The 13838-nt window shown below is 69.3% G+C and carries 12 protein-coding genes and 1 tRNA gene; 10 read left to right on the top strand and 3 right to left on the bottom strand.

All coding sequences use genetic code 11. The annotated features are described in order from the left end of the window. Positions 1-84: 84 nt before the first annotated feature. Genes cysD through AC6CID_RS14055 form a run of 5 tightly spaced genes read left to right on the top strand, consistent with a single transcriptional unit; the run spans position 85 to position 5386 of the window. Positions 85-1017 carry a sulfate adenylyltransferase subunit CysD gene (gene cysD / locus AC6CID_RS14075; RefSeq protein WP_039587744.1) on the top strand — a complete coding sequence of 311 codons (933 nt, stop codon included), beginning with the start codon at positions 85-87 and terminating at the stop codon, positions 1015-1017. Continuing rightward, complete coding sequence (gene cysC / locus AC6CID_RS14070; RefSeq protein WP_039587743.1) at positions 1017-2852, top strand: adenylyl-sulfate kinase; 1836 nt, start codon at positions 1017-1019, stop codon at positions 2850-2852. Before cysD ends, cysC begins: the two co-directional genes overlap by 1 nt. Then, the gene (locus tag AC6CID_RS14065; protein ID WP_418345594.1) at positions 2849-3976 is read left to right on the top strand and encodes a 3'(2'),5'-bisphosphate nucleotidase CysQ; all 1128 of its coding nucleotides are present in this window, start codon (positions 2849-2851) and stop codon (positions 3974-3976) included. The genes cysC and AC6CID_RS14065 overlap by 4 nt, the downstream gene beginning before the upstream one ends. Positions 3977-4028: 52 nt before the next feature. After that, positions 4029-5027: an MBL fold metallo-hydrolase gene (locus AC6CID_RS14060; protein WP_498354095.1), complete on the top strand. Its 999-nt coding sequence runs from the start codon at positions 4029-4031 to the stop codon at positions 5025-5027. Continuing rightward, complete coding sequence (locus AC6CID_RS14055) at positions 5024-5386, top strand: nuclear transport factor 2 family protein (protein WP_039587738.1); 363 nt, start codon at positions 5024-5026, stop codon at positions 5384-5386. Before AC6CID_RS14060 ends, AC6CID_RS14055 begins: the two co-directional genes overlap by 4 nt. Positions 5387-5453: 67 nt before the next feature. Here AC6CID_RS14055 and AC6CID_RS14050 read toward each other — a convergent pair. From AC6CID_RS14050 to AC6CID_RS14040, 3 genes are all read right to left on the bottom strand, one after another. Further along, positions 5454-5529, bottom strand: a tRNA-Arg gene (locus tag AC6CID_RS14050). Positions 5530-5649: 120 nt separating this feature from the next. Continuing rightward, positions 5650-6357: a DUF305 domain-containing protein gene (locus tag AC6CID_RS14045; protein ID WP_033097983.1), complete on the bottom strand. Its 708-nt coding sequence runs from the start codon at positions 6355-6357 to the stop codon at positions 5650-5652. Positions 6358-6359: 2 nt separating this feature from the next. After that, positions 6360-7181, bottom strand: a complete 822-nt coding sequence (locus AC6CID_RS14040) for a thioredoxin-like domain-containing protein (protein WP_064061232.1) — start codon at positions 7179-7181, stop codon at positions 6360-6362. A 155-nt stretch (positions 7182-7336) separates the two neighbouring features. On the opposite strand from AC6CID_RS14040, the gene argS reads away from it, so the two are divergent. Genes argS through thrB form a run of 5 tightly spaced genes read left to right on the top strand, consistent with a single transcriptional unit; the run spans position 7337 to position 13787 of the window. Continuing rightward, on the top strand, positions 7337-8989 hold the full coding sequence (argS, locus tag AC6CID_RS14035) for an arginine--tRNA ligase (protein WP_064061233.1): 1653 nt from the start codon (positions 7337-7339) through the stop codon (positions 8987-8989). After that, positions 8986-10407 (top strand): diaminopimelate decarboxylase, encoded by a 1422-nt coding sequence (gene lysA / locus AC6CID_RS14030; protein ID WP_024103697.1) that lies wholly within the window; start codon positions 8986-8988, stop codon positions 10405-10407. The genes argS and lysA overlap by 4 nt, the downstream gene beginning before the upstream one ends. Before the next feature lie 38 nt (positions 10408-10445). Further along, positions 10446-11732 carry a homoserine dehydrogenase gene (locus tag AC6CID_RS14025; protein ID WP_006552579.1) on the top strand — a complete coding sequence of 429 codons (1287 nt, stop codon included), beginning with the start codon at positions 10446-10448 and terminating at the stop codon, positions 11730-11732. Continuing rightward, the gene (gene thrC / locus AC6CID_RS14020; protein WP_006552580.1) at positions 11729-12820 is read left to right on the top strand and encodes a threonine synthase; all 1092 of its coding nucleotides are present in this window, start codon (positions 11729-11731) and stop codon (positions 12818-12820) included. Before AC6CID_RS14025 ends, thrC begins: the two co-directional genes overlap by 4 nt. A 37-nt stretch (positions 12821-12857) precedes the next feature. Beyond that, on the top strand, positions 12858-13787 hold the full coding sequence (gene thrB / locus AC6CID_RS14015; protein ID WP_033097981.1) for a homoserine kinase: 930 nt from the start codon (positions 12858-12860) through the stop codon (positions 13785-13787). The last annotated feature ends 51 nt before the right edge of the window (positions 13788-13838 follow it).

Here is a 13838-nt window from a genome sequence, read left to right as displayed (position 1 = left end):
GAATTGAAACTCGTTCTACTGTTGCGCAGTAATCTTCGACCGCATCGGTACACATGTGTACCGAGCCGGGTGAGAGGGGCGCGAGTGACCACGGTGCCACCGCAACGACCACCGACCTACGAACTTTCGCTGCTCGGTGCGCTCGAAGCCGAGTCCGTGCACATCTTCCGCGAGGTCGCCGCGACCTTCTCCCGTCCCGTCCTGCTGTTCTCGGGTGGTAAGGACTCCGCGGTGATGCTCCACCTCGCGGCCAAGGCGTTCTGGCCGGCGCCGCTGCCGTTCCCCGTCCTGCACATCGACACCGGGCACAACTTCGACGAGGTGATCGACTTCCGCGACCGCACCGTCGAGCGCCTGGGGATCCGGTCGATCGTCGCCTCGGTGCAGGACGACATCGATGCCGGGCGTGCCGTCGAGGACGACGGACCGCACGCGACCCGCAACCGGCTGCAGACCGGAACCCTCCTGCGCGCGTTGCGGGAAGGGGGATTCGACGCCGTCTTCGGGGGTGCTCGTCGCGACGAGGAGAAGGCCCGCGCGAAGGAACGCGTCTTCAGCCTGCGCGACGAGTTCGGGCAGTGGGACCCGAAGGCGCAGCGACCCGAACTGTGGCAGCTGTACAACGGCCGGCACCGCCGCGGCGAACACATGCGGGTCTTCCCGCTGTCCAACTGGACCGAACTCGACATCTGGCGCTACATCCGCGACGAGGGCGTCGACCTGCCGTCCCTGTACTACGCCCACCGGCGACCGGTGATCGAGCGCGACGGAATGCTGCTCGCGCACAACCGTTTTCTTACCCTCCTCCCCGGGGAGACTCCGCGCGAGAGCCTCGTCCGGTTCCGCACCGTCGGTGACGCGACGTGCACCGGCTGCGTCGAATCCGCCGCCACCACCGCGGACGAGGTGGTCACCGAGGTCTCCGCCAGCAGGGTCACCGAACGCGGCGCCACGCGGGCGGACGACCGGATCTCCGACGCCGGAATGGAAGACCGCAAGAGGGAAGGCTATTTCTGATGTCCCCCCTGCTGCGCATCGCCACCGCCGGCAGCGTCGACGACGGCAAGTCCACGCTCATCGGCCGATTGCTGTTCGACTCGAAGGCCGTCTTCGAGGACCAACTCGAGGCGGTGACCCGCACGAGCCTCGACCGCGGCGCCGACCGCGCCGATCTCGCGCTGCTCACCGACGGCCTGCGCGCCGAACGCGAACAGGGCATCACGATCGACGTCGCCTATCGCTATTTCGCCACGGCGCACAGAACATTCGTCATCGCCGACACTCCCGGTCACGAGCAGTACACGCGCAACATGGTCACCGGGGCGTCCACCGCAGACCTGGCACTCGTCCTCGTCGACGCCCGCAACGGCATCGTCGAGCAGACCCGCCGGCACGCCTTTCTCGCGTCGCTGCTCGGGGTGCGGCACGTGGTGCTGTGCATCAACAAGATGGACCTGGTGGACTGGTCGCAGAGCCGGTTCGACGAGATCTGCGACGAGTTCCGGAATCTCGCGGCGAAGCTCGACATGCCCGACCTCGCCTTCGTTCCCGTCTCCGCCCTGCACGGCGACAACGTCGTCTCCCGCACCGCGAACATGCCGTGGTACGAGGGGACTTCGCTGCTGCACCATCTCGAACAGGTCCACATCGCGTCGGACACCAACCTCATCGATGCCCGACTGCCCGTGCAGTACGTCATCCGGCCGGGCGAGGGTGAGCACCGCGACTTCCGCGGCTACGCCGGGACGGTCGCCGCCGGCGGATTCGCGCCCGGCGATGAGGTGGTCGTTCTCCCTTCCGGTTTCGGAACGCGGGTGCGAACGTTGTGGGGGCCGGGCGGGACGGAACTCGAGCACGCCTTCGCCGGTGCGGCGGTGTGCGTCGAACTCGAGGACGACCTCGACGTCGGACGCGGCGACATGCTGTGCCGCCCCAACAATCGTCCGCTCGTCGGCCACGAGATCGACGCCATGGTGTGCTGGTTCGACGAACGCTCCGCCCTCGATCCGGACGCCCGCTACGCCCTGCTGCACACCACGCGCTCGACCACCGCGCGGGTCGCGCGGCTGGACTACCGCCTCGACGTCAACAGCCTGCACCGCGACGAGGCCGCGACGACGCTCGGTCTCAACGAGATCGGCCGCGTGCAATTGTGGACGCAACAGCCGCTGCTGTTCGACCCCTACCGGCGCAACCGCACCACCGGAAGCTTCGTGCTCGTCGACGAACGTACCGGCAACACCGTCGCGGCCGGAACGATCACCGGCCCGACACTCGCCGACACGGCGGTGGTCTGGCACTCGGCGGCGGTCTCACGGCCCGAACGGGGGACGGCCGGGGCGACGGTATGGCTCACCGGGCTGTCCGCCTCCGGCAAGTCCACCCTCGCCGTCGAACTCGAACGACGACTGCTCGCCGAGGGCATCCCCGCCTACCGCCTCGACGGCGACAACCTCCGGCACGGCCTCAACGCCGACCTCGGCTTCGGTCCGGAGGACCGCGCGGAGAACGTCCGCCGCGTCGGTGCGGTCGCACAGCTGATGGCCGACGCCGGACTCGTCGCGATCTGCGCGCTCATCAGTCCCTACCGTCAGGACCGCGACCGCATCCGCCGGCAGCACGAGGAGTCCGGGATCCGGTTCGTCGAGGTCTTCGTCGATACGCCGCTCGCCGACTGCGAGGCCCGCGACCCGAAGGGCATGTACGCGCGGGCACGTGCCGGTGAGATCACCGGTTTCACCGGCGTCGATGATCCCTACGAACCACCGTCCGATCCCGAGCTGGTCGTGCGCCCCCACGACGGCACGCCTGCCGTGCAGGCGGGCCTCGTCGTGGAATTGTTGAGGCCATGACGCACGACAACAGCGACGACGCTCGGCTCGCGGCCGAGACGGCTTCCGGCGCAGGTGAACTGCTGCTCACGGTCCGCGCCATCGAATCGGATGCCCTTACCGGGCGCGAGCTGGGCCGGCGCGGCGACCACGCCGCCAACACCTACATCCTCGAACGGCTGGCGACCGCGCGGCCCGGCGACGCGGTGCTCTCGGAGGAATCCGCGGACGATCCGGCCCGGGTCGGCGCCGACCGCGTCTGGATCATCGACCCGCTCGACGGGTCGAAGGAGTACGGGATGCCCGACCATGTCGACTGGGCGGTCCACATCGCGCTCTGGGAGGCAGGACGAGGGCTCACCGCCGCCGCGGTCGCGCAACCGGCGATCGGCGTCGTCCACAGCACCGCAGATCCGGTCCCGGCGCCGCGGCCGGCCCGCCGTCGCCCCCGCATCGTCATCAGCGGGAGCAGGCCGCCCACCTTCGTCTTCGATCTGGCCCGCGATCTCGGTGCCGATCTGATCCGGATGGGGTCGGCCGGTGCCAAGGCCATGGCGGTGGTCCGCGGGGAGGCCGACGCCTACATCCACGCCGGAGGTCAGTGGGAGTGGGATTCGGCGGCGCCGGTCGCGGTCGCGCGCGCTGCGGGTCTGCACTGCGCGCGGATCGACGGCAGCGAACTCGAATACAACCGGCCGCACCCGTATCTGCCCGACCTCGTGATCTGCCGCGCAGACTGGGCACCGGAGGTGATGGCCGCGCTGGCCGCGCACGCCACCGGGCCGACCGACAGCCCCCGCGCCGCGATGGCACGCGCATACATCCGATCCCTGGTCAGCCACGACGCGTCCCACGTCCGGCTCGCCGAGGACGCCTGGCGGGTCGAGAACGGGGAACGCACCGGCGACAGCGGCATCGAGATCCGCGACCGCCTCGAGAACGGCCCGGAATACCGGCCCATCCGCCGCGTCCGCGACCTGCAGTTCCGCGAATGGCACCACAGTGTCGTCGCGCGGTTCGTCCTGGACATCGCAGCACGTCCGGGCGCCGAGACGTCGGTCGCGGTGACCGAGCACTTCGACATCCCGGCGGGGGAGATCCGATCGATCGTGGCGATCATCGAGCCCGCGCAGGGTAATAGTTGAATTCATTGTTGTAGCTTTCGAACGAAAGTCATCATGATCGAGAGGCATCACCATGGCCGAAGCGCGTGATATCGGGGACGGCATCCACGTCGTTCCCGTCCCGGTGGCGGACCTGCCGGTCGGCGACACCCAGGTCTACGTGATGGAATCCCCGCGTGGCGTCGTCCTCGTCGACGTCGGCTGGAACGACGACCGGTCGTGGGCGGCGCTGCAGGACGGCCTGGCCACCGCAGGCCTGTCGGTCACCGACGTCGAGGGCGTGGTGGTCACCCACTTCCATCCCGACCACGTCGGGCTCACCGGACGCATCCGGGAGGCCTCCGGGTGCTGGGTCGCGATGAACGAGGCCGACTTCGCCCACCTCGAGGTCATGCTCTCCGACGACGATCGCCGTCCCCAGGAAGCCGAACTGCTGCGCCGCGCAGGGGCACCCGAGGACGCGATCGAGGAGTCGCTGGCCACCCTTGTACCGGCGGTCGGCCGTCCCGACGCGCTGCCCGACCGCAAACTCGGTGCCGACGAGACGATCCCGCTGACGGGACGATCCCTGCGCACCGTGCTGACCCCCGGCCACACCGCCGGCCACGCGTGTTTCCTGCTCGAGGAACACGGCGTGCTGTTCAGCGGCGACCACGTCCTCGCGACCACGACCCCGCACGTCGGCGAGTTCGATTTCCCTCTGCCGCAACGCGACGCGCTGGGGGAGTACCTCGACTCGCTGCGCGCGGTCGCCGGCCTGCCCGTGCGACGCGCACTGCCCGCGCACCGGCAGCAGATCGACGACCTGCCGCACCGCGTCGGCGAATTGATCGCCCATCACGACCAGCGCCTCGACGATCTCTACGACGCGTTCGGCGACGAGGAACTCACGCTGTGGGAGGCCACCGCCCGCATGCGCTGGTACCGGCCGTGGGACGAGACCCCCCTGCACGGCAAGAGGATGGCGCTCGCAGAAGGCTCGGCGCACGTCCGGCAGCTCATCGAGCGGGGACGGGTCCGTCGCGTGCCCGGTGCGGAACCCGCCCGCTTCGCGCGCGTGCAGACCCGATGAGCCCCGACGAGCTGGTCACCGAGTTCTGCCGTCGCTGGGCCGATCCCGATCCTGCCGAGCTCGCGGCCTTCTTCGCCGAGGATGCGGTCTTCCACAACATCCCGATGGAACCGATCCGCGGCCGCGCGGCGATCGAGGAGTACATCGCGGGCTTCGTGACGTCCTTCGGGGCCATCGACTACCGCATCCACCACCAGGCGGTCTCCGGCAACGTCGTGCTCAACGAACGCACCGATGTGTTCACGATGAACGGCCGGACGATCGAGCTGCCCGTCACGGGCGTCTTCGAGATCGTCGACGGGAAGATCGCGGCCTGCCGCGACTACTTCGATCCCACACCCTTCACCACCGGAAACTGACCGGCTCTGGGACACCGAAGGCCCCTGGAACACCGAAGGCCCCGCTTCGTGAGAAGCGGGGCCTTCGTGGTGCCCTCGGCAGGATTCGAACCTGCGACTTCTTGCTCCGGAGGCAAGCGCTCTATCCCCTGAGCTACGAGGGCATCCGGACCACCGGATGACCGGAGGTGCGGGAGTTAGCCTAGCGCATCGAGCGCTCAACTCCACATCGCCAGGTCAGAGCCGGTTTTCGGCCCGAAGTCGCAGTTTCGCCGCGCGAAGGCTCAGTTGAGGGGCAGCGGTTCGGCGCCGCGCTCGGCGAGCAGCGACCTCATCAGATCCGATTCGCCCTGCTGCGTCGCGACCATCGTGCCCGCCAGATTGCGCACCGCCGAGGTGCTCGCGTACTGCTCGCCGTACTCCATCATCGGCAGACCACCCTCGTGGTGGCGCAGCATCAGCTGGAGGAAGAGCACGTCCAGTTCGGGACCGCGCGCGGCCCGGAGATTCGCGAGATCCTCGGAGGTCGCCATACCCGGCATCAGGTGCGAGCCGTCCGAATCCTCGGACTCGGCGGTCGTGCCGTGATCACCGTGCCCGTGACCCGTCTCCGTCATCCACTCCATGTACTCGCCCGTCGGCAGCGCCGGCTGTCCCCACAGCGACAACCAGCCCTGCATCTGACCGATCTGGTTCTGCTGGGTGGTGAGGATGTCGTACGCGATGTTGCGGATCCGATCGTCCTCCGAATTGGAGACCACCACGGCGGCCATCTCGACGCCCTGGTCGTGGTGCACGATCATGTCCTGCGCGAATCCGACGTCCACCGAGCCGGCCTCCGGCGCCGCCTGCGCGGAGTCCTCGAAGGGGATCCGGGACAGGAACCCCGCGAGGAAACCGACGGCGACCGCAGCGACGGTGAGCAGCACCAGCAGCAGCCGGTTGTGCCCACCGCGCTCTGGGGTGGAGATGTCCGAGGAGGTCTCGCTCATCGTCAGCTCCCGGCCGGTGCTTGCTGCATGTCGCCGGCGGTCTCCGCGTTCATCGGCACCGCGTCGGGGCCGGGCTCGGAAGCGTCGAAGGCCGGCGGGTTCGCCGGATCGAACGAACCGGGGATCGTCGAGCAGCTCGCACCCACCTCGGGGTAGGTGTACTGGTTCAGGCGCAGCGCGCTGATGAACTGGTCGATGCGCTCGTCGTCGACGCTGTCGACCTCGAGCCGGTGACCCCACGACTGCAGTGAGACGGGAGCCTCGAGTCCCGGATACGGTGACATCACCATGTAGGTGCGGCCGTCGACCTTCGCGCGGAGCGTGTCGACCGCGGCGTCGTCGAGCAGATCGGGGTTGTATGCCACCCACACGGCGCCGTGCTCGAGCGAATGCACCATGTTCTCGTTCCGCACAGGCTGCTCGTAGACCGTTCCGGTGCAGGTCGCCCAGACGGAGTCGTGAGGGCCACCGAACGGCGGCGACTGGTCGTACGCGACGCGCTGGCCCGGCGCGACGTGCACACCGGCCGGGTACTCCATCTTCAGCACGCCCTCGATGTCGTCCGACGGGTCCTGGTTGGACTCCGACGGCGTCCACGCCGACATCTCCTGCTGGTTCTGATACTTCGGGATGAGGCTCACAGCGATCACGGCGACCAGCACGACGACCAGGGCCACGCCGCCGATCGTCAACCACGGGATCTGGCGCTGCCCGGAGACCCCGGGAGCGCCGCCGCTCTTCTTCTTGGCGGCCTGAATGGCCTTCGACGACTTGGCTCCGGTCTTCTTGTTACCGGAGCCGCCACTAACCGAACCGCTGGGCATCGCTGTGTGCTCTTTCGACGGGTGGACAGGCGGACGCGCGCCCATCGGGCGCACAAACACCCACAACTCTACGGGCGTGCTCTCGCGCGGTGCCCCGACCTGCCGGTAGGGGGAGCGTCGGCGCCGCGATCGACCAGCCAATAGGATGGACACCTGTGACTCCCTCCGACCTTGCTCAGCTGCTCCGCGGAACCGCCGCCGGTGTCCTCACCGACCGTGGTCTCGACGCGTCCGTTCTTCCCGAGACCCTCACCGTCGAGCGCCCGCGCAATCCGGAGCACGGCGACTACGCGACCAACGTCGCGATGCAGGTTGCGAAGAAGGTTGGCGTCAATCCCCGCGAACTCGCCACCTGGCTCGCCGAAGCCTTGACCGCCGCCGACGGCATCGACTCCGCCGAGGTCGCGGGCCCCGGCTTCCTCAACATCCGGCTCGCCGCCGACGCCCAGGGAGCGATCGTGGCGAAGGTGCTCGCCGAGGGCGCCGCCTACGGCACCGGCAGCGACCTCGCGAACACGAGGATCAACCTCGAGTTCGTCTCCGCCAACCCCACCGGCCCGATCCACCTCGGTGGCACCCGCTGGGCCGCGGTCGGCGACGCGCTCGGACGCATCCTCACCGCCCAGGGCGGCGAGGTCACCCGCGAGTACTACTTCAACGACCACGGCGCGCAGATCGACCGCTTCACCCGGTCGCTCATCGCCTCCGCACTCGGACAGCCCGCCCCCGAGGACGGCTACGCCGGCGCGTACATCATCGACATCGCCTCCTCCGTGCTCGAGCAGCGCCCCGACGCCCTCGAGCTCCCCGAGGACGAGCGGCACGAGACGTTCCGCTCGATCGGCGTGGACCTGATGTTCGCGCACATCAAGCGCACCCTCCACGAGTTCGGCGTCGACTTCGACGTGTACTTCCACGAGAACTCCCTCTTCGAGAGCGGAGCCGTCGAGAAGGCCGTCGAGACCCTGAAGGCGTCGGGCAATCTGTACTTCGACGACGGCGCGTGGTGGCTCAAGAGCACCGATTACGGCGACGACAAGGACCGTGTCGTCATCAAGTCCGACGGCAACGCCGCCTACATCGCCGGCGACATCGCCTACTTCCAGGACAAGCGCTCGCGCGGCTTCGACCTGTGCATCTACATGCTCGGTGCCGACCACCACGGCTACATCGCGCGTCTGAAGGCCGCCGCGGCGGCGTTCGGCGACGACCCCGACACCGTCGAGGTGATGATCGGCCAGATGGTCAACCTCGTCCGTGGCGGCGAGGCCGTGAGGATGAGCAAGCGGGCCGGCACCGTGATCACCCTCGACGACCTCGTCGAGGCGATCGGCGTCGACGCCGCCCGCTACTCGCTCGTGCGTTCCTCGGTGGACCAGAGCATCGACATCGACCTCGAGCTGTGGGCGAGCACCACGAACGAGAACCCGGTCTACTACGTCCAGTACGCCCACGCACGACTGTCGTCGATCGCGCGCAACGCCGCCGATCTCGGCCTGACCGCCGAGGGCGCCGACTTCTCGCTACTCACCCACGAGCGCGAGGGCGACCTCATCCGCACCCTCGGCGAGTACCCCCGGGTGCTGGCAAAGGCGGCCGAACTGCGCGAACCGCACCGCGTCGCCCGCTATCTCGAGGAACTCGCGGGCACCTACCACCGCTTCTACGACGCCTGCCGGATCCTGCCGCAGGGCGACGAGGAGGCCGGACCGCTGCACACCGCGCGACTCGCGTTGTGCGCGGCCGCACGCCAGGTCCTCGCCAACGGCCTCGGCCTGCTCGGCGTCACCGCCCCGGAGCGGATGTGAACGCGCACCCCGCGGGACCGCGTCACGCCCAGATCCCGCACGCCCCCAACCTGCCCGAGCGCCCGGCCGACACCGCGGCGCTCAACGCGCTGGCCCCGCACGTGTGGCCCCGCAATGCCGCGCGCGGCGAGGACGGCGTCATGCGCATCGCCGGTATCCCGGTGACCGAGCTCGCCGAGAAGTACGGCACCCCGCTGTTCGTCGTCGACGAAGACGACTTCCGCTCCCGCTGCCGGGAGATCGCCGAGGCCTTCGGCCCGTCGGCGAAGGTGCACTACGCATCGAAGGCGTTCCTGTGCAGCGAGATCGCACGGTGGGTTCATCAGGAAGGGCTCTCGCTCGACGTCGCGTCCGGCGGTGAGCTCGCCGTGGCCCTGCACGCCGGATTCCCCGCCGGGAAGATCGCGATGCACGGCAACAACAAGTCCGTCCGCGAACTGCAGGCCGCCGTGACCGCCGGGGTCGGGCACATCGTGCTCGACTCGCTCGCCGAAATCGACCGGCTCGACGCGGTCGCCGGTGAGGCCGGTGTCGTCCAGGACGTGCTCATCCGCGTGACCGTGGGCGTCGAGGCCCACACCCACGAGTTCATCTCCACCGCGCACGAGGACCAGAAGTTCGGGCTCTCGCTCGCCGGTGGCAACGCCATGCAGGCCGTGCGCCGCGTCTTCGCGGCCGACAATCTCCGCCTCGTCGGCCTGCACAGCCACATCGGCTCGCAGATCTTCGATGTCGACGGCTTCGAACTGGCCGCCCACCGCGTCATCGGCCTGCTGCGCGACATCGTCGCCGAGTTCGGTGTCGACAAGACCTCGCAGATGAACATCGTCGATCTCGGCGGTGGTCTGGGCATCTCGTACGTGCCGAGCGACGACCCGCCGCCGGTCGCCGACCTCGCGGCGAAGCTGGGCGACATCGTCCGCACCGAGTCCGCGCTCGCCGGGCTGCCGGCCCCGACCCTCGCGGTCGAACCGGGCCGCGCCATCGCCGGACCGGGCACAGTGACGCTCTACGAGGTGGGAACCCTCAAGGACGTCGAGGTCGGTTCCGGGCACGTCCGCCGCTACATCAGCGTCGACGGCGGCATGAGCGACAACATCCGCACATCGCTGTACCAGGCGGAGTACGAGTCGCGCCTCGTCTCCCGCGTGAGCGACGCCGAGCCGGTGGTCTCGCGCGTCGTCGGCAAGCACTGCGAGAGCGGCGACATCGTCATCCGCGACGCTTGGATGCCCGCAGACGTCGCAGCCGGTGATTTACTGGCGGTCGCGGCGACGGGTGCATACTGCTACTCGATGTCGAGCAGGTACAACCTGCTTCCTCGCCCCGCCGTCGTGGCGGTCAAGGACGGCGTCTCGCGCGTTCTGCTGCGCCGCGAGACCCTCGAAGATCTGCTCAACTTGGAGGTTTCGGAGTGACCAGTGTAACGGCGACCGATGCTTCGGGCCGGCGTCCGGTGGGTGTGGCGGTTCTCGGACATGGCACCGTCGGTGCCGAGGTCGCGCGGATCATCCGCGAGGACGCCGCGGATCTCGAGGCGCGCATCGGTGCCCCCCTCGAGCTGAGGGGCGTCGCCGTGCGCGACGCCGCCCGCGACCGGGGTCTCCCCGCGGAACTGGTCACGACGAACGCCGAGGCGCTGATCCGCCGCGACGACGTCGACATCGTCGTCGAGCTCATCGGTGGCATCGAACTGCCCCGCAAGCTCGTGCGCACGGCGCTCGACGCCGGCAAGTCCGTCGTCACCGCCAACAAGGCACTGCTCGCCGCCTACACCGGCGAACTGGCCGAGGTGGCCGAGGCCCGCAACGTCGACCTGTACTTCGAGGCGTCCGTGGCCGGCGCGATCCCGGTGATCCGCCCGCTTACCCAGTCGCTCGCGGGCGACAAGGTCAACCGGGTCGTCGGCATCGTCAACGGCACCACGAACTACATCCTCTCGGCCATGGACGAGACGGGCGCCGACTACGGCGAGACGCTCGCCGAGGCGGGCCGCCTCGGATACGCCGAGGCCGATCCCACCGCCGACGTCGAAGGCTTCGACGCCGCCTCGAAGGCGGCGATCCTCGCGTCGATCGCCTTCCACACCCGCGTGACGGCCGCCGACGTCTACCGCGAGGGCATCTCCTCGATCACCGCCGCCGACCTCACCTCGGCGCGCGCGCTCAACTGCACGATCAAGCTGCTCGCGCTGTGCGAGCGCGTCCCGTCCGTCGACGGCAAGGACCGCGTGTCCGCCCGGGTCTACCCGGCCCTCGTGCCCCGCGAGCACCCGCTGGCCTCGGTCAACGGTGCGTTCAACGCCGTCGTCGTCGAAGCGGAGTCCTCGGGTCGGCTCATGTTCTACGGCCAGGGTGCCGGTGGCGCCCCCACCGCCTCCGCCGTGATGGGCGATCTCGTGATGGCCGCCCGCAATCGGGTGCAGGGCGGTCGTGGTCCGCGTGAATCGAAGTACGCGCAGCTGGAAATCGCGCCCATGAGTGACATCCTCACCCGCTACTACGTCAATCTGAAGGTCGCCGACCGCGCCGGCGTGCTCTCCGCGGTCGCCGCCGAGTTCGCCACGCGGGGCGTGAGCATCGCAGCGGTCCGCCAGGAAGGCGCGGGCGACGCTGCCCGTCTGGTGGTACTCACCCATCAAGCCACCGACCGTGCGCTGGCGGATACCGTCGCAGCGCTCGACAAACTCGAATCCGTGATCGCTGTGACCAGCGTCCTGAGACTGGAGGGATCCGCCGAATGAGCGCGGCCGAGAAGAACACCACCCCCGTACACACGCCGTGGCCGGGCCTGATCGAGGCGTACCGTTCGCGCCTGCCGATCGGTGACGACTGGAAGACGGTCACGCTGCGCGAGGGTGGCACGCCGCTGCTCCCGGCTCCGCGCCTGTCGGAGATCACCGGCTGCGAGGTGCATGTCAAGGTCGAGGGTCTCAACCCCACCGGCTCGTTCAAGGACCGCGGTATGACCATGGCGGTCACCGAGGCCCTCGCGACCGGCAAGCAGGCGGTGCTGTGCGCGTCCACCGGCAACACCTCGGCCTCGGCCGCCGCCTACGCCGCGCGCGCCGGCATCGGCTGCGCGGTTCTCGTCCCGCAGGGCAAGATCGCGATGGGCAAGCTCGCCCAGGCCGTCATGCACGGCGCGAAGATCGTGCAGGTCGAGGGTAACTTCGACGACTGTCTGGAACTGGCACGCAAGACCACCGCGGAGTTCTCCACCATCGGTCTGGTCAACTCCGTGAACCCGGTGCGTATCGAGGGCCAGAAGACTGCCGCCTTCGAGATCGTCGACGCGCTCGGCGACGCCCCCGACGTGCATGTGCTGCCCGTCGGCAATGCCGGCAACATCACCGCCTACTGGAAGGGCTACAGCGAGTACGCCGCCGACGGCCTCAGCACGCGCCGCCCGCGCATGCTCGGCGTCCAGGCCGCTGGTGCCGCGCCGCTCGTCCTCGGCCATCCGGTGAAGGATCCCGAGACCATCGCGACCGCCATCCGCATCGGCGCTCCCGCATCGTGGAACGGCGCGGTGGCCGCCAAGGAGGAGTCGAACGGCGCATTCCGTGCGGCGACCGACGAAGAGATCCTCGAGGCGTACCGGCTGCTCGCGAAGTCCGAGTCGATCTTCGTCGAGCCGGCCTCGGCCGCCTCCATCGCAGGTCTGCTCGCCGCGAGCAAGGAAGGCTGGCTCGAGCGCGGCCTGAAGGTCGTGTGCACCGTGACCGGCAACGGTCTCAAGGACCCCGATACGGCCCTGCGCGACGTGCCCGTGGTCGAGCCCATCCCGGTCGACCCGGTCGCGGTCGCCTCCGCGCTCGAGTTGGCCTGAGTTGACCGCCACGCCTTCCTCCGTTGGGAATCAGGACATGACGCAGACGTTGCCCGTGGGGCTTTCGGTGACGGCACGGGTTCCCGCTTCGAGCGCGAATCTCGGTCCCGGCTTCGATTGTCTGGGTCTCGCCCTCGGTCTGTACGACGAGATCACCGTCACGACAACGGCTTCCGGGCTCGACGTGAAGGTGGAGGGGGAAGGCGCCCAGGAGGTTCCGTGGGGACCCTCCCATCTCGTGGTCCGTGCCGTCGAGCGGGGACTCGAGGCCGCCGGTGTGTGGGCGGACGGACTGGACGTCGTGTGCCACAACGTCATCCCGCACTCGCGTGGCCTGGGATCCTCCGCCTCGGCGGCGGTGGGAGGGCTGGCAGCGGCCAACGGGCTCGTCCGCAAGATCGCTCCCGAGCGCGTCCTCGACGACGAGCAGCTCGTGCAGCTCGCCTCCGAGTTCGAGGGCCATCCCGATAACGCCTCCGCGAGCGTCCTCGGTGGGGCAGTGGTGTCGTGGACCGAGGTCGAAGTCGACTCCGAACAGCGGACCTACCGCGCGGTGAGCCTGCGTGTGCACCCGGACATCAAGGCGTACGCCTTCGTCCCGTCGGTCCGTTCGTCGACGGCCCACACCCGGGGCCTGCTGCCCGAACTCGTCCCACATCGGGACGCGGCGTTCAACGTCAGCCGAGCGGCTCTCGCGGTCGTCGCGCTCACCGAGCGGCCCGAGCTGCTGATGCCGGCAACGCAGGATCTGCTCCACCAGGCCCAGCGGGCACCCGCACTCCCGCTCACCACCAAATGGGTGGCCGCACTGCGCGAGGCGGGCATCCCCGCCGTCGTCTCGGGTGCCGGGCCGACCGTGCTCGCGCTCACGACCTCCGCGCTGCCCGACGAACTGCGGGCCGCCGCCGAGGCCGACGAACTGACGGTGCTCGAACTCGAGATCGCCGAGGGCGTCCAGGTCGACTGAGTAGACGCGCAGTGCTGGGGGACCGACGGATGGTGCCGGATGGAGGTCGAC

It is taken from the genome of Rhodococcus sp. GQ147, from assembly GCF_059759155.1.
The sequence above is the reverse complement of the archived record's forward strand: the minus strand, read 5'-3'. Positions and strand labels throughout refer to the sequence as shown.